Here is a 19,228-nt window from a genome sequence, read left to right as displayed (position 1 = left end):
GGTGCCCCTGCTTCGCGGCAGGGGCTTCATCCCGTTTAAAACTTCTTCGCCAGCATCTCCTTCAGAACCCGGCGCTTGATGGACTTGTTGGTCAGCTCCGGGTTATGCCACCACCAGCCATCGGCCTGCATGGCCTGGGCGGCGCGCACAAAGCGCTGTGCCACGGCTTCAAAGTCCGCATCGCTGTAGTTCAGGCTGAAGATGAAACGCCCCGTGCCCACCCAGCTCAAAGCCAGGCCTTCCAGCCGCAAATAATGTTGAAGCAAAAAGTTGTAGCAGGCCGGCTGGGTGTAGAGCACGGTCCAGATGGACGACATATTCGCCACCTGCACCGGCAGGCCGGCCACCTGCAGGCGCTGGTTCAGGCTGGCAGCGCGCTGGTCCCAGCGCGCGTCCTGCCCGGCATACAGGGCCTGGATGGGCGCTGTGTTCAGGCTTTGCAAAAACACATTCATCGCGCCCATCACATAGGGGTGGGCGTTGAAGGTGCCGCGCGCAAAGCAGATGTCGGCCGGCGCATCTTCGCGATAGCGCTTCATCCAGGCATGCTTGCCGCAGACCACGCCCACCGGCAAGCCGCCGCCCAGGGTCTTGCCGTAGGTAACCATATCGGCCTGCACGCCAAAGTATTGCTGTGCACCGCCGGGTGCCAGGCGGAAGCCAACGAACACCTCGTCGAAGATCAGCGCAATGTTTTTCTCGGTGCAGATCTCGCGCAGCTGTTGCAGCCAGCGGGTGTAGGCGGCGCGGTCGTAATGCGCCTGGCGCGAGCTGTCCAGCAGCGACGAATCGCCGGGCGCGCCGATGTTCGGGTGCAAGGCCTGCAGCGGGTTCACCAGCACGCAGGCAATGTCCTTGCGCTTGCGCAGCACGCGCAACGTAGCCTCGCCCATGTCCTTCAGCGTGTAGGTGTCGCGCTCGGTCACGGGGTTGCCGATGCCGGGCTGCACATCGCCCCACCAGCCGTGGTACGCGCCGCAAAAACGCAGCAGGTGCGTGCGTCCCGTGTGGTAGCGCGCCAGGCGCACGGCCTGCATCACCGCCTCGGTGCCGGACATATGGAAGCTCACCTCGTCCATGCCGGAGATGGCCTTGAGCCGCTGCGCGTTGTCGGCCACCACCGGGTGGTAGGAGCCCAGCACCGGGCCCAGCTCGGCCACCAGGGCGCTGCCTTGGGCGATGCTGTCCTTGTAGAAGTCATTGCCGAACAGGTTGACGCCGTAGGAGCCGGTCAGGTCGTAGAACACATTGCCATCCATATCGGTCAATGTCACGCCGCTGGTGGACTGCACAAAAGAGCCGGTCTTCAGCGCCTTGCCGAACAGCTCGCGGAACTGGTAGGGCAGCTTGTAGGCGGCGATGAATTGCATGTCCGAGATATCGCCCTCGGCCGCACGCGTCAGCGCCAGGCTTTTGGCATAGCGCTCACCGAATTGCGCGGCGAGTCGGGCCAGCGCGGTCTTGCGCAAACCCACTACTTCGGGCGGCGCACCGTCCAGGCCAAAGGCCTGCGTTTCGTCATAGCGGTAGCTGGGCAGCTGGGCCGCCATGCGGCGCGCCATGCGCGGGTGGCCGGTAAGCGAGCGGTGCTTGGCCAACGACAGCTCCAGCCGGGTCTTCACACGTGCCGTGCCGTACAGCAGGGCACCGCCGGCGGCGGCGTACAGAGCCAGAGTTTCATTCACAACATTTTTCCTTTCAAAAGAGATTGACCATGCAGATACGCCAGCACATCCAGCAACTGCTGAAGCAAGAGGACCTGAACTTTTTGCTGACCAACCGCCTGCCCCGGCGCTGGCTGACCCAGGCCATGGGCTGGTTCAGCCAGATCGAGCAGCCATTGGTGCGCGATGCATCGATTGCGGTGTGGAAGTTCTTCTCCGACCTGGACCTGTCGGAAGCCAAGAAAACGCATTTCAAAAGCATGCACGACTGCTTTACCCGCGAGCTGAAAGACGGCCTGCGCCCGCTGGCCATGGACCCAGCGGTGATGAGCAGCCCCAGCGACGGCATCGTGGGCGCCAGCGGCCCCATCCAGGGCACGCAGGTGTTCCAGGCCAAGGGCTTTCCGTACACGCTGGAAGACCTGCTGGGCGACAAGGCGCACAGTGGCGAATGGCGCGACGGCTACTTCGTCACGCTGCGCCTTACCTCCAGCATGTACCACCGCTTCCACGCACCGCAGGACTGCACCGTGGAGAAGGTGACCTACTTCTCGGGCGATACCTGGAACGTGAACCCGATCGCCTTGAAGCGGGTAGAGAAGCTGTTTTGCAAGAACGAACGCGCCTTCCTCAAGACCCGCATCACCGGCGACGGCCCGGCCCAGGGCCAGCCGATTGCGCTGGTGCCGGTGGCAGCGATCCTGGTGGCCAGTATCCGCCTGCATTTTCTGGATGTGCTGCTGCACCTGAAGTACAAAGGTCCGACCACCCTGCCCTGCAATGCCAGCTTCCGCAAGGGGCAGGAGATGGGCTGGTTTCAGCACGGCTCCACCATCATCGTGCTGGCGCCCAGGGGCTTCACGCTGTGCGAAGGTCTGCGCGAAGGCTCGGCTGTCCGCATGGGCCAAGCCCTTATGCGCTGGGAACGCTAGTTGCGCTAGTAGCGCTGGGCAGAAGGTGCGGCGCGAGGCTGAAATGGCCGCCGTGGCACTGCACCACGGTGCGTAGCGTGCCCACAAAGCTGTCGTACACCGCCGCCCAGCCCAGGTGGGCCACACTGGCCGCCGCCTGCTGGCGCATGGCCTGCAGCGCGGGCCGGTCGCTGGCCAGGGCCGCGGCCGCCTGCACAAACTGCATTTCTTCGCCCAGCGGCACCAGCATGCCATTGTGGCCAGGCCGCACCACATTGGCCGCTGCCGCATAGTCGTAGGCCAGCACCGGCACGCCGCTGGCCAGGGCCTCGGGCACCACATTGCCATAGGTTTCGGTGGTGCTGGGGAACAGGAACAGGTCGCCCGATGCGTAATGGGCAGCCAGGTCTTCGCCCTGGCGCAGGCCAGCGAAATGGGCGTGCGGGCAGTTGTCCTGCAGCAGCTTGCGCAGCGGGCCATCGCCCACCAGCACCAGCTTGGCATTCGGTACGCGGGCCTGGATGGCGGCAAAGGCCAGCATCACCGAACCCACGTTCTTTTCCTTGGCCAAACGGCCCACGTGCACCACCACCAGATCGTCCTCGGCCACGCCCCAGCTGGCGCGCAGCGCGCTGGAGCGGCGGGCCGGGCTGAACTGCGACAGCTCGACGCCTCGCGACAGCACCGACACATTGCGGTAGCCACGTGCTTGTAGCGCCGCCACCAGGGCCGGCGTAGGCACCAGGGTGGCCATGGTGCGGTTGTGCAGCTTGCGCAGGTACGCGTCTATGGGCGTCTTCAACAGGCCCAGTCCGTAATGGCCGGAGTAGTTGTGGAAATTGGTGTGGAAGGAGCTGGTCACCGGCAGCTGCAGCTTGCGCGCGGCCGTCACGGCCGACCAGCCCAGCGGGCCTTCGGTGGCGACATGGACCACGTCGGGTCGCATCTGCTGCCACAGCTTGACCAGCCGGTTCTTGGACGGCAGGCCGAAGCGGAAGTTGCCGTAGCTGGGGATCGGCACGCCGGGCGACAGTACCTCGTCCAGCCCCTCGCGCGGGCTGCTGGCCTCGGCGCCGGGCTGGCGCGGGCGCACGATCTGTACCGCATGGCCACGCTGCAACAGCCCCTCCACCAGGCGGCCCAGGGTCATGGCGACCCCGTTGACCTCGGGCGGGAAGGTCTCTGTCACCAGTGCAATCCGCAGACTGGACGGGTGGGCAGCGAACGATTCGACGATGATCTCTTCGGTGTTTTTCACAAGCCCGAGGCTACGGGCTGCTAATTTCAGATTGATGATGCTTTTATGGCAGTTTCAAGACAAATGCATGCCCACGCCGCTCATCACTTTCGCGTCACCAATGGCCCGCTCCGGCACCGCTGCGCACGGCTGCGGGCACGTCCGGCGACGGGCTGACCGCCAGCTGCGCTGCCTGCGCCATACCCCGGCTGTCGTCCAGCACAGCCGCGTCTTGCTGCAGGCTGTTCGCAGGCCGTGCGCCGGATACGGCATTCGGCACGCAAGGGCGATGCAATGCAGCATCACAGGCCGCTGAGCTTGAATCCACGTCCGCCTGCAGCCCAAATACAGCACCGGGCTCCTTGTCGCGCAAACTGGGTACGGCCACTCTCTCGAAATAATTGCCCTCCATCAGCACATGGGTGTGCGGGCCGTCCGCGTCCAGCGCATGCCAGGAGCCGTCCTGGAAATAGTTGTTCACCAGGTGCACGAACACATCGGCCTGGATGCGGGGCCCGCGCCCGGCAAAGTCGTGCAACCAGTTGTCGGCCATGGTGACGTTGCCATTGCCGTACAGCAGCAAGTTCCAGTAATGCTTGCCATTGCACATGGCCGAGTAGGTGTTGCGGCCGTCGAACTCGTTCCACGAAACCACCAGGTCTGTCACCCGGCCCTGGTGGTCGCCGGTGCCGGTCACCAGCATCTGGCGACCGATGCGGCTGAAATAGTTGTGGTCTATCCACACCTGGCTGGCCTGGCTGATGGTGATGGCATCGCCGCCAAACACCAGGCCCTGGTTGATGTCGGTAAAGGCCAGGTTGCGCACGATGATGTTGTGCACCCCGTTTTGCAGCAGCAGCCCCTTGCCCTTGATGGCGGCTGCCGCGCCCACGCCCAGCAGCGTCTTGTTGGAGCCGACCAGCATGCCGCGCACTGCCGCCTTGCGGTAAGTCACATCGAACAAAGGCTTGCCGTCGCAGTGCGTGTCTTGCGGATGCATGACGAGCGTAGCCTCGGTTTGCAATGGCGCGGTGCAAATGCTGGTGGCATGGCAGGCCTGGATGTGGCCGGTGGACTCCGTGTCGCTCAGGTCGATGGTGGACGCCACTTCGATGGTGCGCGGCGCGTCGTCGGTGCAGACACCGCCCACTGCGCTGTGGCACAGGGCGTACTTGAGTTCGTCCGGCGTGCTGACACGTACCGTCGGCCCTGCCCCGCCCCCGGTAATCCCCCGCGCCATGTCCAGCGTGGTGGAAGGCGCGGCCAAGGCCACAGCACTGCCAGCGACAAACACCATGCAACACCGAAAAATAAATCTTTGCAAAGACATGCAGGTCCACCTGTTTCATTCACAAGTGCGCAGCCTAGCCTGCCCAAGTTAAGGCAATGTATAGAACCGCTGCGCAATGTCAGGACAAGGCCGCCAGCTCCGCACGGGCCCGGTGGTGGCGCAGCGTGATCAGACCCATGGTGACCGCCACCAGCAGGCCAAAGCACCACAGCAGCTGGTGCAACTCCAGCCGCAGCGCGGTGGCGGCCGCATACAGGGACAACATCAGCAGAATGCCGGCGTTCTCGTTGAAGCCCTGCACGGCGATTGAGCGCCCGGCCGTCAGCAGCTGCTGGCCGCGGTGCTGCAGCAGGGCATTCATGGGCACCACGAAGAAGCCGGCCAGGCCACCGACCAGCATCAGCAGGCCTGCCGCCCAGCCCAGTGAGTGCACGCCCACCATGCAGGGCACCAGCAAACCCATGGCAATGCCCAGGGGCAGCACGCGGGTAGCTTGCTCCAGGCGCAGCATTTGACTGGCCAGCGTGGCCCCGGCGATCACGCCCACTGCCGTCACGCCCTGCAGATAGGCCGCCTGGCTCAATGCCAGGCCCAGCGCAGACTCGGCCCAGCGCAGCACCACCAGCTGCAAGGTGGCGCCAATACCCCAGAGCAGCGTGGTCACCGCCATGGACACACCGCCCAGCGGGTCGCGCCACAGCGTCAGGTTTTCTTGGAAGAAACGGCGCACCAGGTACACCGCGTGGAAGGAATGCCGGGGGTAACGCACGCCGCTGTCCGGCACGCTGGCGTTCAGCAGTGCAGCAAGCAGGTACAGCAGCAACAGGCCCAGCATGCCGGCATGCAGCGAGGTAGGGGTGGCTCCCACCGCCACCGCCAGCTCGGGCGGCAGCAGATTGCGCAGCTGCGGGCTGACCAGCGCCCCGCCCAGCACCGTGCCCAGCAGGGCCGCGCAGACCGTGCTGCCTTCGATATAGCCGTTGGCCCGCACCAGTTGGTCGGCTGGCAGCATCTCGGTGATCAGGCCGTATTTGGCCGGCGCGTAGACGGCGGCGCCCAGGCCGGCCAGGGCCAAAGCCAGCATCGGGTCGGAGCCCGCCACCAGCAGGGCGGCGGCCAGGGCTTTCAGCAGATTCGCCGCCACCATGACCCGGCCCTTGGGCCAGGCATCGGCCAGCGCGCCGACAAACGGCGCCAGGAACACATAGCACAGGGTGAAGCTGAGCTTCAGCAGCGGCACGGTCCAGGCCTCTGCCGCAAGCTCCAGCATGCGGGCGATGGCCACGATGAGCAGGGCGTTGTCGGCCAGTGCGGAGACAAACTGCACCGCAATAACCCGGTAGAAAGCTGGCATGGTGGAGGCACACAGGTAGGCGCCGCGCCACGGACGGTGCGGTCAGCCCGCGATTCCAACAAAACCCTGTGTAGCCTGTGTGACGCTATGGAGTATTTATGCCAAAACGGCCTGCAGCGCAGGTAATACGTGCGCAAGCAGCTATATAAACAATAGCAATCAACTTAACGAGGTCGGTCGTAGAACGGGAAGGTAAACGGCACGCTGACGGTCACCGCCTGGGCCTTACCCTGGCTGTAATAGGGGTTCAAGCGCAGGCCCTGCACGGCGTCCAGCGCGGCCTTGTCCAGCAGCGGGTTTTCGCTGGACTGCGACACGCGCGAGCGCAGCACGCCGCCCGAGACGTCCACCAGCATCTGCACCACCACCGTGCTGTTGTGCGAGCGGTCGCGCACCAGGTCTTTGTCCGGCGGCGGGACCTTGGCCTGTACCTCAGCCGTGATGCCCAGGTCTTGCAGCCTGGCCTCCTGGTCCGGCCAGACCGGCTCGGGGGTGGACGAGGCGCATGCCGACACCAGCAGCGCAGCCAACACAGCGGAGCACAGGCCCGCCAACGATTTCTTAGCCCATAAATTTCGCATCAACATGTCCTTTGAAAATTCTTCAGCGCAGCCAGGGCGCTAGTTCCTGGTCGATGGCGCCAAACAGGCTGTTGCCATCCTTGCCCATCATCTCGATGCGTACAGTGTCGCCGTACTGCAGATAGCCGGTGCTAGGCGTGCCACCGTCCTGTGCCTCCATGGCGCGCTTTTCCGCGATGCTGTGGTAACCCTTGGGCCACTGCATCTGGGCCTTCTGCGCCACGCCGGCATTCGCCACCGGGCCGGTGCCAATGACGCTACCGGCACGCACGGCGCGGGTGCTGCACACATGCGCCACCAGCTGGCCGAAGTGGAACTGCATCTCCGGCCCTGCATCACACATGCCGACCTTACGACCGTTCCAACTGGTGTGCAGTGGCAGGTGCACGCGGCCCTTGTCCCAGCTGTCGCCCAGCTCATCCAGCGTAATGGCCACCGGGCTGAAGGCCACGGCCGGCGCGCTCTGTACCCAGCCCACGCCCTTGGCCTGTTCCGCCGGCTCCACGCTGCGCAGGCGCACGCTATTGGCCAACAGCAGCAGGCGCACGCCGTCCAGCGCCTGTTCCGGGCTGGCGCCTTGGGGCACGTCGGCGGTGATGGCGGCCAGGCCGGCCGCGAAGTCCACGCCCAGGGCTTCGGAGCCGCAGCGCAGCGGCTCGCAGGCGCCCAGGAAATGGTCACCGCTGCCCGGGGCCAGCGCCAGGCGGCTGTCGGCATCCGGCCCGCGCAGCAGGCTGGGGTAGGCCTGCGCCTCGGCCCACTGGTAGGCGCGCGGCAGAGGTGCCATGCACTGGCGCGCGTCGAACGGGAAGCTGTGGCGGCCCCGGCCGTGGTTGAGTGCGTCGTACAGGTCTTGCAGCTGCGGGCTCATGAAGCCCCAGTCGTCCAGTACCTGCTGCAGGCGGCTGGCAATGCCGGTCGCATAATGGGCCGTGGCCAGGTCGCGCGACACCACCACCAGCTGGCCGTCGCGCGAACCGTCTTGGTAGGTGGCTAATTTCATGGCGGTGTCCGCCGGGAGGGGATGGAGAAGCGTTGCATAGTCAAATGAGTTTAACGAAGCCTTCCGCCGCATACTCTTCCCTGCCGCTGCGTGGCCTGGCGGTGCTGGGTGGCGCCGTGGTGCTGGCCCATCTGGCGGTGCTGCAAACGCTGCCCGCCGTGCTGCAGGTGACGGCCCCCGGAGCCACGACGGTGCACGCACTGAACACGCGCAGCATCCCGGCGCCCGCGCCTGCGCCTCCCATACCTCTCACACCGCCCGCCCCAGTCGCCAAACCGCCCGTGCAACACAAACCGCGCCCGGCGCCGCGTGCGCCCGCGCCAGAGCCGGTGGAGAACGTAGAAGTCGCCGACGCTACACCCGTAGCGCCGCCCCCCGAACCCGCCGCCTCCATCCCCGAGCCACCAGCCCCGGCCGCATCCGAGCCCGTGGCAGCCCCTGCACCGCCACCACCCGCACCGCCGCCCGAGCCAGTAGCGTCCGCCCCCGTGCCGCCGGCACCCACCGTCACCCAGGCCACGGCCTTCCGCTTTGCCGACCCGGTGCGGCTGCTGTACAACCTCAGTGGCGCATCCAAAGGCATGCACTACAACGCGCGCGGCGAACTGCTGTGGCAACAAGATGGCCAGCAGTACAGCGCCCAGCTCAGTGCCAGCATGCTGTTCCTGGGCTCGCGCACACGCACCAGCACGGGCACCATCACCCCGGCCGGCCTGGCACCCCAGCGCTTTGCCGACAAGTGGCGCAGCGAAGTCGCTGCGCATTTCGACTACGGCAAGGGCCGCGCCACCTTCAGCGCGAATACGCCGGACGTACCCCTGCTGCCCGCCGCGCAAGACCAGCTCAGCGTGGTGTTGCAAATCGCCAGCATGCTGGCCGCCGACCCGGCGCATTACCCGGTTGGCAGCAGCATCACGCTGCAGACCGTAGGCCCGCGCGATGCCGATATCTGGAAGTTCAACATAGAGGGGCCAGACAAGGCCTACGTGCCCTACGACACCCTAGACATCCTGAAACTCACCCGCGTACCGCTGAAGGAATTCGACAAAAAGGTCGAGCTGTGGCTGGGCCCCAGCATTTCATACCTGCCAGTGCGGCTGAAAATCACGGATCCGAACGGAGATTTCATCGACCAGCAGTTGCGCAGCGTGGAAAAGCCCTAAGCTGGCATGGCACGGAACTTGAATTCCCTGCTATCGCGACCATATAGCCCATAGTGATTGAGAAAAGGACTTCCACCATGAACACGCTATACGACTCCGAATCCTTTGCGGTGGTCCACATGCAGCCTGATGCGGCCAACGCCACCCTGCTGGCACCCGCCGACCCGCCGCGCGCACCCACGCTGGAGCGCCACGGCTTTGAAATCGTCGACAAGCGCTCGGGCAAAGAGGTCTACCTGGACGGCTCCTGGGCCGAGCTGTTCCAGCAACATATTTCTGCCTGGCAGCTGAACACGCCGACCCAGGAAGAAGTGGAAGACACGCTGGAACAGTACGCCGGCCTGGCACAAAACCCGGTGCTGGTGCACTGAACGTGCGGCTCAGCGCCGCTGCGCTGCTGGCTTGCTGTGCTGCCCTGCTGTGGGGCTGCGCCAGCCTACCCAACATTGACCAGCGTGTGCAGGCCCTGCTGCCGGCCGACGCCATCCTGCTCGGCGAGCAGCATGACGCGCCGGAACACCAACAGATCCACCGCCAGGTGATTGAAACCCTGGCCAGTCACGGCCAACTGGCCGCCTTGGCCCTGGAAATGGCCGAGCAAGGCCACGACACCCGCTCCCTACCCCGCGATGCGTCCCCGGAACAAGTACAGACAGCACTCCAGTGGGACGACGCTGGCTGGCCTTGGGCCGCCTACGGCCCGGCGGTCATGGCCGCAGTCCACGCCGGCGTGCCGGTACTCGGCGCCAATCTGCCACGCGCCCAGATGCGCCCAGCCATGGCCAACACCGCCTTGGACATGCAGTTGCCCGGCCCCGCGCTCAAAGCCCAGCAGCAGTCCATCCGCATGGGCCACTGCGGCCTGCTGCCGGAAAGCCAGATCGGCCCCATGACGCGCATCCAGATCGCCCGCGACCAGGCCATGGCGCAGACCCTGCAGACCGCCGCCATCCCCGGCAAGACCGTGCTGCTGCTGACCGGCAGCGGCCATGCCGACCCCAGCCTGGGCGTGCCGCAGCACCTGCCCGAAGGTTTTGCATCAAAATCCGTTCTGCTGCAGGTAGAACCTGCGCAAGCAGCTACTAAAGATGTAGCAAACTTCAACCAAATCTGGGTCACGCCCAGCATCCCACCCAAAGACTACTGCGCCGGGCTGCGACAATCCGGCTCGCCATGAACACTGCTTACATCCTCACACTGTCTTGCCCGGACCGCCCGGGCATCGTCCACGCCGTATCAGGCTTCCTGCTGGAGCGCGGCAGCAATATCGAAGAAGCCGCCCAGTACAACGACCACGACACCGGTCTGTTCTTCATGCGGGTGCAATTCGCCTGCGACCAGATCCCCGCCGACGCACTGCGCAGCGCACTGGCCAGCTTCGCCGAAGGTTTCCAGATGCGCTGGAGCCTGCACAACACCTCGGAGCCGGTGCGCACGGTGCTGATGGTCAGCAAGGAAGGCCATTGCCTGAACGACCTGCTGTTCCGCTGGAAAAGCGGCCTGCTGCCACTGGACATTCGCGCCATCATCAGCAACCACCGCGACTTCTACCAGCTGGCGGCCAGCTACAACGTGCCCTTCCACCACATCCCGGTGACCGCCGCCACCAAAGCCCAGGCCGAGGCGCGCGCTTACGAGGTGATAGAAAACGAAGGCGCGGAACTGGTGGTGCTGGCGCGCTACATGCAGATTCTGAGCAACGATCTATGCCAGAAGCTGAGCGGCCGGGCCATCAATATCCACCACAGCTTCCTGCCCAGCTTCAAGGGCGCCAAGCCCTACTACCAGGCGCATGACCGCGGCGTGAAGCTGATTGGCGCCACCGCCCACTACGTGACGGCGGACCTGGACGAAGGCCCGATCATCGAACAAGACGTGGCCCGCGTGGACCACAGCCGCACGGTAGAGCACTTCACCGCCCAAGGCCGGGATACCGAGAGCCAGGTACTGGCCCGCGCCGTCAAGTGGCACAGCGAGCACCGCGTGCTGCTAAACGGCCACAAGACGGTGATTTTCAAATAGCGTTGGCCATTACTTCACCTAGGCGCACGCTAGCTGCGGGTGCCCAGGCGGGGTTGAACGTGAGCGGGCCCTTGGGGAACAGCATCACCACAGTGGAGCCCAGCAGAAAGCGCCCCATCTCCTCACCCTGCTTCAAGACGATCTGCTGCTGGTCATAGCGCCATTCGCGCACCGGGCCGCGCGGCGGGTTGATCACGCCCTGCCAGACGGTTGCCATGCTGCCGACGATGGCGGCACCGACCAGCACCAGCACAAACGGGCCACGCTCCGAGTCAAACACACAGACCACCCGCTCGTTGCGCGCAAACAGGCCGGGCACGCCCTGGGCGGTCACCGGGTTCACCGAAAACAGATCGCCCGGCACATAGACCATGCGCGTCAGCCGCCCGTCGCAGGGCATATGAATGCGGTGGTAGTCCTTGGGGCTCAGGTAGATGTTGGCGAAATGGCCGTTCTCGAACTGCGCGCCCAGCGCCGCGTCACCGCCCACCAGCGCGGTGGTCGAATAGGTATGGCCCTTGGCCTGGAAGATCTGGTCGCGCTCGATGCGGCCAAACTGGCTGATCGCACCGTCCACCGGACACACTAGGTCGGCCTGGGCCAGCGGGCGCGCACCGGGCTTCAGTGCACGGGTGAAGAACTCGTTGAAGCTGGCGTAGCTGCTGATATCGGGATTGGCCGCCTCGGCCATGTTCACCCCGTATTTACCAACGAACCAGCGGATGATGCCGGTGGTGATACTCCCGGCGCGCGCCGTGGCAACATGCCAGCCAAAAGCGGTGATGGCGTGCTTGGGCAACAGGTACTGCAGCCACACTTTGAAACGGTCAGACACGCGCAATCCCCTAGGCAAAAAGGGGGCCATTGTAACGAGCACCCCCTGGCGTAAGAGGGACAATGCCGGCATGAGTGCTACGCGTATACCCCCCATCCAGTGCCTGCTGACCTTCGAAGCTTTGGCCCGCTTGCGCAGCGTAACGCAGGCGGCCGAAGAGCTGTGCGTCACCTCCAGTGCGGTCAGCCACCGGGTCAAGCAGCTGGAGCAGATCCTGGGCACCAAGCTGTTTGGCCGGGCCGACTTTTCGCTGACCACCGAGGGCAGCGAATACCTGGCCCATGTGCGCGAAGGGCTGGCGATTCTGGAGCGCTTCCCCAGCACCGCATCGGCACCTGGCAAGCGCAAGCTGCGCCTGGCCGTGACGCCCACGTTTGCCCGCGCCATCCTGATCCCCCGCCTGCGCCAGTTCACCGAAGCCTATCCCGAGATCGACCTGGCTTTGCATGTATCTATACCGCTGCTGGACGTGGTGGCCGAGGATGCTGACCTGGTGGTGCGCTTCGGCACCGGCCGCTATGCCGACGTGGAACACATCTGCCTGACCCGCGACGAAGTCACACCGTTGGCCTCACCCGCCTTTGTGCGCGAACACGGGCCGTTCGACAGCGTGGCCGACCTGGAAGGCGCGCGCCTGCTGCGCTCGCCGCTGGAGCCCTGGCGCACCTGGTTCGCCGCCCACCAGCTGGACTGGCCCGAGCCCGCCGACGGCTCGCAGTTCAACGACATCGGCCTGATGTGCGATGCCGCGGCCGCCGGCATGGGCATTGGCCTGGTGCGCCTGCGCCTGGGCGCACCCTGGTTGGACAGCGGAGCCCTGGTCAAACTATTCACCCGCAGCGTGCCCAGTCCGCACGCCCATTACCTGTGCTGGCAAACCGGCACCATGGACCGCTGGGAATGTGCCGCTTTCGCCGACTGGCTGAAGAAAGCCATGGCCTGAATACGCAACCTGAACTTATAAGCAAAAAGAGCTTCTGGCGCAGGCAGTACCTGCGCCAGAAGCTCTTTTATTGATAGCAAGCAGCTTACACGGCTTTGGCTTGCGCCAGCAAGGTAGCTGCGTCGCTGACTTCAAACTTTCCAGCGGCTTCAACGTTCAAGGTGACAACGACGCCGTTCTTCACCAGCATGGAATAGCGGTTGCTCCGCAGGCCCAGGCCCTTCGCCGTCAGGTCCAGCGTCAGGCCCGTAGCCTTGGCGAAGTCGGCACTGCCGTCGCCCAGCATACGGACCTTGCCGGCGGTCTTCTGGTCGCGCGCCCAGGCACCCATGACGAAAGCGTCGTTCACGCTGACACACCAGATTTCATCCACACCGGCCGCCTTGAAGGCTTCGGCGCTGGCCAGGTAACCCGGCACATGCTGGGCCGAGCAGGTGGGCGTAAACGCGCCTGGCAGGGCAAACAGGGCAATCGTCTTGCCGGCCGTGGCCTTGGCAACATCCACGGCGTTCGGGCCGATGCTGCAGCCTTCACCTTCTACTTCGGAGTACTCAAACAATGTGCTGGAAGGAAGTGTGTCGCCGACTTTGATCATGGAATGCTCCTGGGAATAAAGAAATAAAAAAGGGGCCACGTCTCCGTCGCCCCACAAACAAAAACGGTCCACATTGTGGACCGTTTTTTAAGCAGCTTGCAGTTTTAGACCGCAATAGCCTTTTGCACCAAGCGGGTAGCAACCCAGTTCTTGGTCTTCGAGATCGGACGGCTTTCCGTGATCTCAATGGTGTCGCCCAGCTTGAACTCGCCCTTTTCGTCATGGGCGTGGTACTTGCTCGACTTACCAACGATCTTGCCGTAGAGCTCGTGCTTCACACGGCGCTCAATCAGCACGGTCACAGTCTTTGCACGTTTGTCGCTGACCACCTTGCCAATCAAGGTGCGCTTGAGGGATGTTTTAGCTTCCGTCATGTTTTCGCTCCTTACTTAGCGGCTTTGTCAGCGGCTTGCTTCTCGACAAGAATGGTCTTGGCGCGGGCAATATCACGACGCGCAGTGCGGATCGTGGCTGTGTTGTTGAGTTGTTGCGTGGCTTTTTGCATACGCAGGCCGAAATGGGCGCGTTGCAGCGCTTTCACTTCGTCCTTCAGGCCGGCGACGTCTTTGGTGCGCAGTTCAGTAGATTTGGTCATATCAGTCTCCTGCTTACTGGCCAATCATGCGGGCAACGAAGGTGGTGCGCAAAGGCAGTTTGGCAGCAGCCAAACGGAACGCTTCACGGGCCAGTTCTTCAGGAACGCCGACGATTTCAAAAACAATCTTACCCGGCTGAATTTCAGCCACGTAATACTCAGGGTTGCCCTTACCGTTACCCATACGCACTTCAGCAGGCTTTTGGGAAATTGGCTTGTCAGGGAACACGCGGATCCAGATACGGCCGCCACGCTTCACGTGACGGGAAATCGCACGGCGTGCGGCTTCAATCTGGCGGGCCGTCAGACGGCCACGGTCCGTGCACTTCAAACCGAAGTCACCGAACGCAACCGAGCTACCCCGGGTTGCGATGCCGGTGTTACGGCCTTTTTGCTCTTTGCGGTACTTGCGACGCGCTGGTTGCAACATGTTTATTCTCCTTTACCGTCAGCTGCAGCAGGTGCAGCAGGCGCGGCTACTTTACGGACGCGCTGAACGGTAGATTTCGGTGCAGCTGCACCTGTGGCTTCAACAGGCTTGTCGCTGCCATCCGCAGGAGCCGCATTGGCACCTGCTGGACGACGGGGACCACGTGCTGGAGGACGGTCGTTACCACCGGGACGGCCACCGCGATCATCGCGACGGGGGCCACGGGGGCGACGCTCTTCTTCATTGCGCGGCTCTTGCACTGCAGGCAGATCGTTACGACCCAGGGTGTCACCCTTGTAGACCCAAACCTTCACGCCGATAATGCCGTAAGTGGTTTTGGCTTCAGAGGTGCCGTAGTCGATGTCTGCACGCAAAGTGTGCAGTGGCACGCGACCTTCGCGGTACCACTCGCAACGAGCGATTTCAATGCCATTCAGACGGCCAGACGACATGATCTTGATGCCCAGAGCACCCAGACGCATGGCGTTTTGCATGGCGCGCTTCATTGCACGACGGAACATGATGCGCTTTTCGAGCTGCTGGGTGATCGAGTCAGCGATCAGCTTGGCATCGATTTCAGGCTTGCGCACTTCTTCGATGTTCACTGCCACTGGCACGTTCAGCTGCTTGGCCAGATCACGCTTCAGGTTTTCGATGTCTTCGCCTTTCTTGCCGATCACGACGCCCGGACGAGCCGAGAAAATCGTGATGCGGGCGTTCTTGGCAGGACGCTCGATCAGAACGCGCGAAACCGAAGCGTTCTTCAGCTTGGCCTTCAGGTACTCACGCACCTTGATGTCTTCAGCCAGCATGCCGGCGAAGTCATTGTTGCTGGCATACCAGCGGCTGGACCAGTTGCGGCTGACCGACAAACGGAAGCCGGTTGGGTGGATTTTTTGTCCCATATCTTCCCGACCTCTTAATTGCCAACCGTCACGTACACATGGCACGTGGGCTTGCTGATACGGTTACCACGGCCTTTTGCACGGGCCGTGAAGCGCTTGAGCGTGGCGCCTTGTTCGACGAAGATGGTTTTAACCTTCAACTCGTCGATATCGGCACCGTCATTGTGCTCAGCGTTGGCGATAGCGGACTCCAGAACCTTCTTGATGATCACAGCAGCTTTTTTCTGCGTGAATTCAAGAACGTTCAGAGCTTGGTCTACCTTTTTGCCGCGGATCAAATCTGCGACCAGGCGGCCCTTGTCAACAGACAAGCGGACGCCGCGAAGGACTGCACGTGTTTCCATGGTCTTTCCTTATTTCCGCACGACTTTTTTGTCGGCAGGGTGACCCTTGAAAGTACGGGTGAGCGCGAACTCTCCCAACTTGTGGCCCACCATTTGGTCGGTGATATAGACAGGGACGTGCTGTTTGCCGTTGTGCACAGCGATGGTCAGGCCGATGAAATCGGGCAAGATCATGGAACGACGCGACCAAGTCTTGATTGGCTTTTTGTCCTTGGTTGCTACGGCTTTTTCAGCCTTGGCAATCAGGTGGTGGTCTACGAATGGACCTTTTTTGAGTGAGCGAGTCATCTAGCTACCCCTTACTTCTTACGACGCGACACCACCATCACTTGGGTGCGCTTGTTGTTACGGGTACGGTAACCCTTGGTCAGATTGCCCCAAGGATCGACTGGATGACGGCCTTCGCCGGTCTTACCTTCACCACCGCCGTGTGGGTGATCCACAGGGTTCATCACCACACCGCGAACGGTTGGGCGAATACCCATCCAGCGCTTCACACCGGCCTTGCCCAAACGGCGCAGGCTGTGTTCTTCGTTGGCGACTTCACCAATGGTGGCACGGCATTCGATGTGGATCTTGCGAACTTCACCGGAGCGCATACGCACTTGGGCGTAGGTGCCTTCACGTGCCAGCAGCGTTGCCGAGGTACCAGCCGAGCGAGCGATTTGCGCGCCAGCACCGGGCTTGAGCTCGATGCAATGGATGGTGGAACCCACGGGGATGTTGCGGATGGGCAGGGTGTTACCAGCGCGGATCGGGGCTTCAGCGCCGCTCAGCAAGGTTGCACCGGCTTCCAGACCACGGGGAGCAATGATGTAACGACGTTCGCCGTCGGCATAGCACACCAGAGCGATGTGGGCCGTACGGTTTGGATCGTATTCAATGCGTTCCACTTTCGCGGGAATGCCGTCCTTGTTGCGAACAAAGTCCACAACACGGTAATGGTGCTTATGACCGCCGCCGCGGTGACGCGTCGTGATGTGACCGTTGTTATTACGGCCGGCCTTCTGGAACTGGGGTTCCAGCAAAGCTGCGTGAGGAGCACCCTTGTACAGGTGATCACGCGTGACCTTCACCATGCCGCGTTGGCCTGGCGAAGTGGGTTTCATTTTAATGACAGCCATGATTACGCAGCCTCCCCGGTCAGGTTCAGCTCTTGACCTGGCTTCAGCGTCACATAGGCCTTGCGAACGTTGTCGCGGCGACCGATGGATTTGCCAAAACGCTTGGTTTTGCCCTTGGTGTTGACCACAGAAACGCCCTTGACTTCCACCTTGAACATCAGCTGCACAGCAGCCATGATTTCATGCTTGGTCGCGTCCTGGAGTACCTTGAACGTCACTGCATTGGACTTTTCAGCAACCATGGTGGCCTTTTCGGACACGATGGGAGCGATCAGCACTTGCATCAGACGGCCTTCGTCGAATTGACGGTTGGTCAAATTCATGCGGCTCATGCGAACATCTCCTGGAGTTTGTCCATGGCAGCCTTGGTCACCAGAACCTTCTTGTAGTGCACCAGCGACACCGGATCGGCGTAACGGGGTTCAACCACCAGAATGTTCACGAGGTTACGGGAAGCCAGATACAGGTTTTCATCGATTTGGTCAGAAATGACCAGCACGGATGCCAGGTTCATTGCCTTGAACTTTGCCGCCAAGGGCTTGGTCTTGGGCGAATCCACCGTCAACGAATCAACCACGGCCAGACGACCTTCACGGGCCAGCTGCGACAGGATCGCGGCCATACCAGCGCGGTACATCTTCTTGTTGATCTTTTGCGTGAAGTTTTCATCAGGCATGTTCGGGAAAATACGACCGCCTCCGCGCCACAGTGGCGAGGACGTCATACCGGCACGTGCACGGCCAGTTCCCTTTTGCTTGAATGGCTTCTTGGTCGAGTGGCGAACCTGCTCACGGTCTTTTTGGGCACGGGTGCCTTGACGCGCATTGGCTTGGAAAGCGACTACGACTTGGTGAACCAGGTCTTCGTTGTAAGCACGACCGAATACGGTTTCGGGCACATCGATCTTCGATGCGGCCTGGCCTTGGTCATTCAGGAGTTCGAGCTGCATTAGTTCGCTCCTTTTGCTGCTTTGGCCTTGATGGCCGGACGCACCGTCACAAAACCACCCTTGGAGCCAGGAACTGCGCCCCGGATCAAAAGCAGCTGACGGGCTTCGTCAATACGGATGACATCCAGGTTTTGGGTGGTGACTGTGTCCACGCCCAAATGACCCGTCATGCGCTTGCCAGGGAACACGCGGCCTGGATCCTGGGCCATACCAATGGAGCCAGGAACATTGTGCGAGCGGCTGTTACCGTGCGAAGCACGTTGCGAGCTCATGTGGTGACGCTTGATGGTACCGGCGTAGCCCTTACCAATCGTCGTACCTTGCACGTCGACTTTTTGACCCACCGCAAACACAGCACCTGCCGACACCACGGAACCCGCTTTGTATTGGGCTGCAGCATCCGACGTGACGCGGAATTCTTGGATGATTTCACCGGCTTCCACGCCTGCTTTCGCAAGGTGACCGGCTTCTGGCTTGGTCACACGCGAAGCTTTGCGTGCGCCGAACGTGACCTGCAAGGCCACGTAGCCGTCGTTCTCTTGGGATTTGATCTGGGTAACACGGTTGTTAGACACGTCTACCACCGTGACAGGAACTGCGTCCCCGTCATCGGTGAATAGGCGCATCATGCCTACCTTGCGGCCCAGCAACCCTAGGGAGTTGCTTTGACTCATTTTTTTCTCCGTAACTTCCACCCATGTAACTGCAATTGGCTACACGGTTTTGGCGTGAAAGACTGTTAATAAAACCGCGCCAAAACAGAACCCTGTTTTGGCGCAGCCTTGGAGTATAGCCCGCACTTGCGTTTTCAGCAAGTGCGGGCTATTTCCTTGGGGTGGTAGCGGTTTTCGCTTGCGCGAAAACCACACCGTTTGCTTATTGCAGCTTGATTTCGACGTCCACGCCAGCAGGCAGATCGAGCTTCATCAACGCGTCAACGGTCTTGTCCGTTGGGTCAACGATGTCCATCAGACGCTGGTGCGTACGGATTTCAAACTGGTCGCGGCTGGTCTTGTTGACGTGCGGCGAACGCAGGATGTCGAAACGCTTCATGCGGGTTGGCAGGGGCACGGGACCCTTGACAATCGCGCCGGTGCGCTTGGCGGTATCCACAATTTCAGCGGCCGATTGGTCGATGAGCTTGTAATCAAAAGCCTTCAGGCGGATGCGGATTTTTTGCTTGGTAGACATGGTGCTTCCTTGTCAAATTAAGCAATGATCTTGGCAACCACGCCGGCGCCGACGGTCTTGCCGCCTTCACGGATGGCGAAACGCAGACCTT

26 protein-coding genes are annotated in these 19,228 nt (G+C 62.4%); 6 read left to right on the top strand and 20 right to left on the bottom strand.

Translation table 11 applies throughout. The annotated features are described in order from the left end of the window. Window positions 1-35: 35 nt before the first annotated feature. Window positions 36-1,685: an aminotransferase class III-fold pyridoxal phosphate-dependent enzyme gene (locus AC07R0_RS22915; protein WP_495106600.1), complete on the bottom strand. Its 1,650-nt coding sequence runs from the start codon at window positions 1,683-1,685 to the stop codon at window positions 36-38. A 29-nt stretch (window positions 1,686-1,714) separates the two neighbouring features. Here AC07R0_RS22915 and asd (AC07R0_RS22910) point away from each other — a divergent pair, with 29 nt between their 5' ends. Beyond that, the gene (gene asd, locus AC07R0_RS22910; RefSeq protein WP_495106599.1) at window positions 1,715-2,596 is read left to right on the top strand and encodes an archaetidylserine decarboxylase; all 882 of its coding nucleotides are present in this window, start codon (window positions 1,715-1,717) and stop codon (window positions 2,594-2,596) included. Here the strand turns inward: asd (AC07R0_RS22910) and AC07R0_RS22905 are convergent. From AC07R0_RS22905 to AC07R0_RS22885, 5 genes are all read right to left on the bottom strand, one after another. Beyond that, entirely contained in the window at window positions 2,577-3,833 is a 1,257-nt protein-coding gene (locus AC07R0_RS22905; protein ID WP_495106598.1) for a glycosyltransferase family 4 protein, read from the bottom strand. The genes asd (AC07R0_RS22910) and AC07R0_RS22905 overlap by 20 nt on opposite strands. 94 nt (window positions 3,834-3,927) lie before the next feature. After that, window positions 3,928-5,109 carry a pectate lyase family protein gene (locus tag AC07R0_RS22900; RefSeq protein ID WP_495106597.1) on the bottom strand — a complete coding sequence of 394 codons (1,182 nt, stop codon included), beginning with the start codon at window positions 5,107-5,109 and terminating at the stop codon, window positions 3,928-3,930. A gap of 112 nt (window positions 5,110-5,221) precedes the next feature. After that, complete coding sequence (gene lplT / locus AC07R0_RS22895) at window positions 5,222-6,457, bottom strand: lysophospholipid transporter LplT (RefSeq protein ID WP_495106596.1); 1,236 nt, start codon at window positions 6,455-6,457, stop codon at window positions 5,222-5,224. A 164-nt stretch (window positions 6,458-6,621) separates the two neighbouring features. After that, entirely contained in the window at window positions 6,622-7,038 is a 417-nt protein-coding gene (locus tag AC07R0_RS22890) for an energy transducer TonB (RefSeq protein WP_495106595.1), read from the bottom strand. A gap of 22 nt (window positions 7,039-7,060) precedes the next feature. Beyond that, window positions 7,061-8,041, bottom strand: coding sequence for a fumarylacetoacetate hydrolase family protein (locus AC07R0_RS22885; protein WP_495106594.1), 981 nt, complete (start codon window positions 8,039-8,041; stop codon window positions 7,061-7,063). Window positions 8,042-8,085: 44 nt separating this feature from the next. Between AC07R0_RS22885 and AC07R0_RS22880 the strand changes: the two genes are divergently transcribed. The 4 genes from AC07R0_RS22880 to purU all read left to right on the top strand — a co-directional run bounded on the left by AC07R0_RS22880 (window position 8,086) and on the right by purU (window position 11,226). Next, window positions 8,086-9,204 (top strand): DUF3108 domain-containing protein, encoded by a 1,119-nt coding sequence (locus AC07R0_RS22880; RefSeq protein ID WP_495106593.1) that lies wholly within the window; start codon window positions 8,086-8,088, stop codon window positions 9,202-9,204. 77 nt (window positions 9,205-9,281) lie between these two features. Beyond that, a complete protein-coding gene (locus AC07R0_RS22875; RefSeq protein ID WP_495106592.1) occupies window positions 9,282-9,575 on the top strand; it encodes a BTH_I0359 family protein in 294 nt (97 codons plus the stop codon). Window positions 9,576-9,577: 2 nt separating this feature from the next. After that, a complete protein-coding gene (locus AC07R0_RS22870) occupies window positions 9,578-10,381 on the top strand; it encodes a ChaN family lipoprotein (RefSeq protein ID WP_495106591.1) in 804 nt (267 codons plus the stop codon). Further along, window positions 10,378-11,226 carry a formyltetrahydrofolate deformylase gene (gene purU / locus AC07R0_RS22865; RefSeq protein WP_495098591.1) on the top strand — a complete coding sequence of 283 codons (849 nt, stop codon included), beginning with the start codon at window positions 10,378-10,380 and terminating at the stop codon, window positions 11,224-11,226. The genes AC07R0_RS22870 and purU overlap by 4 nt, the downstream gene beginning before the upstream one ends. Here purU and asd (AC07R0_RS22860) read toward each other — a convergent pair. Continuing rightward, window positions 11,219-12,061 carry an archaetidylserine decarboxylase gene (gene asd / locus AC07R0_RS22860; protein WP_495106590.1) on the bottom strand — a complete coding sequence of 281 codons (843 nt, stop codon included), beginning with the start codon at window positions 12,059-12,061 and terminating at the stop codon, window positions 11,219-11,221. The genes purU and asd (AC07R0_RS22860) overlap by 8 nt on opposite strands. Before the next feature lie 70 nt (window positions 12,062-12,131). On the opposite strand from asd (AC07R0_RS22860), the gene AC07R0_RS22855 reads away from it, so the two are divergent. Continuing rightward, the gene (locus AC07R0_RS22855; RefSeq protein ID WP_495106589.1) at window positions 12,132-13,004 is read left to right on the top strand and encodes a LysR substrate-binding domain-containing protein; all 873 of its coding nucleotides are present in this window, start codon (window positions 12,132-12,134) and stop codon (window positions 13,002-13,004) included. Between the two features lie 85 nt (window positions 13,005-13,089). Here the strand turns inward: AC07R0_RS22855 and AC07R0_RS22850 are convergent, their stop codons facing one another. The 13 genes from AC07R0_RS22850 to AC07R0_RS22790 all read right to left on the bottom strand — a co-directional run. Continuing rightward, entirely contained in the window at window positions 13,090-13,599 is a 510-nt protein-coding gene (locus AC07R0_RS22850) for a peroxiredoxin (RefSeq protein ID WP_495106588.1), read from the bottom strand. Between the two features lie 104 nt (window positions 13,600-13,703). Further along, a complete protein-coding gene (gene rpsQ / locus AC07R0_RS22845; RefSeq protein ID WP_092759968.1) occupies window positions 13,704-13,973 on the bottom strand; it encodes a 30S ribosomal protein S17 in 270 nt (89 codons plus the stop codon). An 11-nt stretch (window positions 13,974-13,984) separates the two neighbouring features. Then, a complete protein-coding gene (rpmC, locus tag AC07R0_RS22840; RefSeq protein WP_490591553.1) occupies window positions 13,985-14,194 on the bottom strand; it encodes a 50S ribosomal protein L29 in 210 nt (69 codons plus the stop codon). A 13-nt stretch (window positions 14,195-14,207) separates the two neighbouring features. Further along, window positions 14,208-14,624, bottom strand: a complete 417-nt coding sequence (rplP, locus tag AC07R0_RS22835; protein ID WP_029708121.1) for a 50S ribosomal protein L16 — start codon at window positions 14,622-14,624, stop codon at window positions 14,208-14,210. 2 nt (window positions 14,625-14,626) lie between these two features. Next, the gene (gene rpsC, locus AC07R0_RS22830; protein ID WP_495098587.1) at window positions 14,627-15,529 is read right to left on the bottom strand and encodes a 30S ribosomal protein S3; all 903 of its coding nucleotides are present in this window, start codon (window positions 15,527-15,529) and stop codon (window positions 14,627-14,629) included. 14 nt (window positions 15,530-15,543) lie between these two features. Then, window positions 15,544-15,873, bottom strand: a complete 330-nt coding sequence (gene rplV, locus AC07R0_RS22825; RefSeq protein WP_490591555.1) for a 50S ribosomal protein L22 — start codon at window positions 15,871-15,873, stop codon at window positions 15,544-15,546. A gap of 9 nt (window positions 15,874-15,882) precedes the next feature. Continuing rightward, window positions 15,883-16,161, bottom strand: coding sequence for a 30S ribosomal protein S19 (gene rpsS / locus AC07R0_RS22820; RefSeq protein ID WP_076196164.1), 279 nt, complete (start codon window positions 16,159-16,161; stop codon window positions 15,883-15,885). An 11-nt stretch (window positions 16,162-16,172) separates the two neighbouring features. After that, window positions 16,173-16,997 (bottom strand): 50S ribosomal protein L2, encoded by an 825-nt coding sequence (gene rplB, locus AC07R0_RS22815; RefSeq protein WP_490591556.1) that lies wholly within the window; start codon window positions 16,995-16,997, stop codon window positions 16,173-16,175. Between the two features lie 2 nt (window positions 16,998-16,999). Then, window positions 17,000-17,320 (bottom strand): 50S ribosomal protein L23, encoded by a 321-nt coding sequence (gene rplW / locus AC07R0_RS22810; RefSeq protein ID WP_369821623.1) that lies wholly within the window; start codon window positions 17,318-17,320, stop codon window positions 17,000-17,002. A gap of 5 nt (window positions 17,321-17,325) precedes the next feature. Further along, window positions 17,326-17,946: a 50S ribosomal protein L4 gene (gene rplD / locus AC07R0_RS22805; RefSeq protein WP_092759960.1), complete on the bottom strand. Its 621-nt coding sequence runs from the start codon at window positions 17,944-17,946 to the stop codon at window positions 17,326-17,328. Then, complete coding sequence (gene rplC / locus AC07R0_RS22800) at window positions 17,946-18,620, bottom strand: 50S ribosomal protein L3 (protein ID WP_490591557.1); 675 nt, start codon at window positions 18,618-18,620, stop codon at window positions 17,946-17,948. The genes rplD and rplC overlap by 1 nt, the downstream gene beginning before the upstream one ends. A gap of 202 nt (window positions 18,621-18,822) precedes the next feature. After that, on the bottom strand, window positions 18,823-19,137 hold the full coding sequence (rpsJ, locus tag AC07R0_RS22795) for a 30S ribosomal protein S10 (protein ID WP_019575636.1): 315 nt from the start codon (window positions 19,135-19,137) through the stop codon (window positions 18,823-18,825). A gap of 17 nt (window positions 19,138-19,154) precedes the next feature. After that, the coding region (locus tag AC07R0_RS22790) for an EF-Tu C-terminal domain-related protein (protein WP_495098685.1) at window positions 19,155-19,228 on the bottom strand (74 nt) is incomplete at its 5' end.

The organism is Rhodoferax sp. GW821-FHT07F03 (assembly GCF_059418745.1).
The sequence above is the reverse complement of the archived record's forward strand: the minus strand, read 5'-3'. Positions and strand labels throughout refer to the sequence as shown.

What these genes read in the sequence shown, in the direction of transcription:
- rpsS (WP_076196164.1), bottom strand. Translation starts at nt 16,161, where the DNA reads ATGACTCGCTCACTCAAAAAAGGTCCATTCGTAGACCACCACCTGATT.
- AC07R0_RS22885 (WP_495106594.1), bottom strand. Translation starts at nt 8,041, where the DNA reads ATGAAATTAGCCACCTACCAAGACGGTTCGCGCGACGGCCAGCTGGTG.
- AC07R0_RS22850 (WP_495106588.1), bottom strand. Translation starts at nt 13,599, where the DNA reads ATGATCAAAGTCGGCGACACACTTCCTTCCAGCACATTGTTTGAGTAC.
- rplV (WP_490591555.1), bottom strand. Translation starts at nt 15,873, where the DNA reads ATGGAAACACGTGCAGTCCTTCGCGGCGTCCGCTTGTCTGTTGACAAG.
- purU (WP_495098591.1), top strand. Translation starts at nt 10,378, where the DNA reads ATGAACACTGCTTACATCCTCACACTGTCTTGCCCGGACCGCCCGGGC.
- rpsJ (WP_019575636.1), bottom strand. Translation starts at nt 19,137, where the DNA reads ATGTCTACCAAGCAAAAAATCCGCATCCGCCTGAAGGCTTTTGATTAC.
- rpsC (WP_495098587.1), bottom strand. Translation starts at nt 15,529, where the DNA reads ATGGGACAAAAAATCCACCCAACCGGCTTCCGTTTGTCGGTCAGCCGC.
- AC07R0_RS22875 (WP_495106592.1), top strand. Translation starts at nt 9,282, where the DNA reads ATGAACACGCTATACGACTCCGAATCCTTTGCGGTGGTCCACATGCAG.
- rplB (WP_490591556.1), bottom strand. Translation starts at nt 16,997, where the DNA reads ATGGCTGTCATTAAAATGAAACCCACTTCGCCAGGCCAACGCGGCATG.
- lplT (WP_495106596.1), bottom strand. Translation starts at nt 6,457, where the DNA reads ATGCCAGCTTTCTACCGGGTTATTGCGGTGCAGTTTGTCTCCGCACTG.
- rplW (WP_369821623.1), bottom strand. Translation starts at nt 17,320, where the DNA reads ATGAATTTGACCAACCGTCAATTCGACGAAGGCCGTCTGATGCAAGTG.
- rplD (WP_092759960.1), bottom strand. Translation starts at nt 17,946, where the DNA reads ATGCAGCTCGAACTCCTGAATGACCAAGGCCAGGCCGCATCGAAGATC.
- AC07R0_RS22880 (WP_495106593.1), top strand. Translation starts at nt 8,086, where the DNA reads ATGAGTTTAACGAAGCCTTCCGCCGCATACTCTTCCCTGCCGCTGCGT.
- AC07R0_RS22855 (WP_495106589.1), top strand. Translation starts at nt 12,132, where the DNA reads ATGAGTGCTACGCGTATACCCCCCATCCAGTGCCTGCTGACCTTCGAA.
- AC07R0_RS22900 (WP_495106597.1), bottom strand. Translation starts at nt 5,109, where the DNA reads ATGGTGTTTGTCGCTGGCAGTGCTGTGGCCTTGGCCGCGCCTTCCACC.
- AC07R0_RS22890 (WP_495106595.1), bottom strand. Translation starts at nt 7,038, where the DNA reads ATGCGAAATTTATGGGCTAAGAAATCGTTGGCGGGCCTGTGCTCCGCT.
- asd (WP_495106599.1), top strand. Translation starts at nt 1,715, where the DNA reads ATGCAGATACGCCAGCACATCCAGCAACTGCTGAAGCAAGAGGACCTG.
- rplP (WP_029708121.1), bottom strand. Translation starts at nt 14,624, where the DNA reads ATGTTGCAACCAGCGCGTCGCAAGTACCGCAAAGAGCAAAAAGGCCGT.
- rpmC (WP_490591553.1), bottom strand. Translation starts at nt 14,194, where the DNA reads ATGACCAAATCTACTGAACTGCGCACCAAAGACGTCGCCGGCCTGAAG.
- rpsQ (WP_092759968.1), bottom strand. Translation starts at nt 13,973, where the DNA reads ATGACGGAAGCTAAAACATCCCTCAAGCGCACCTTGATTGGCAAGGTG.
- rplC (WP_490591557.1), bottom strand. Translation starts at nt 18,620, where the DNA reads ATGAGTCAAAGCAACTCCCTAGGGTTGCTGGGCCGCAAGGTAGGCATG.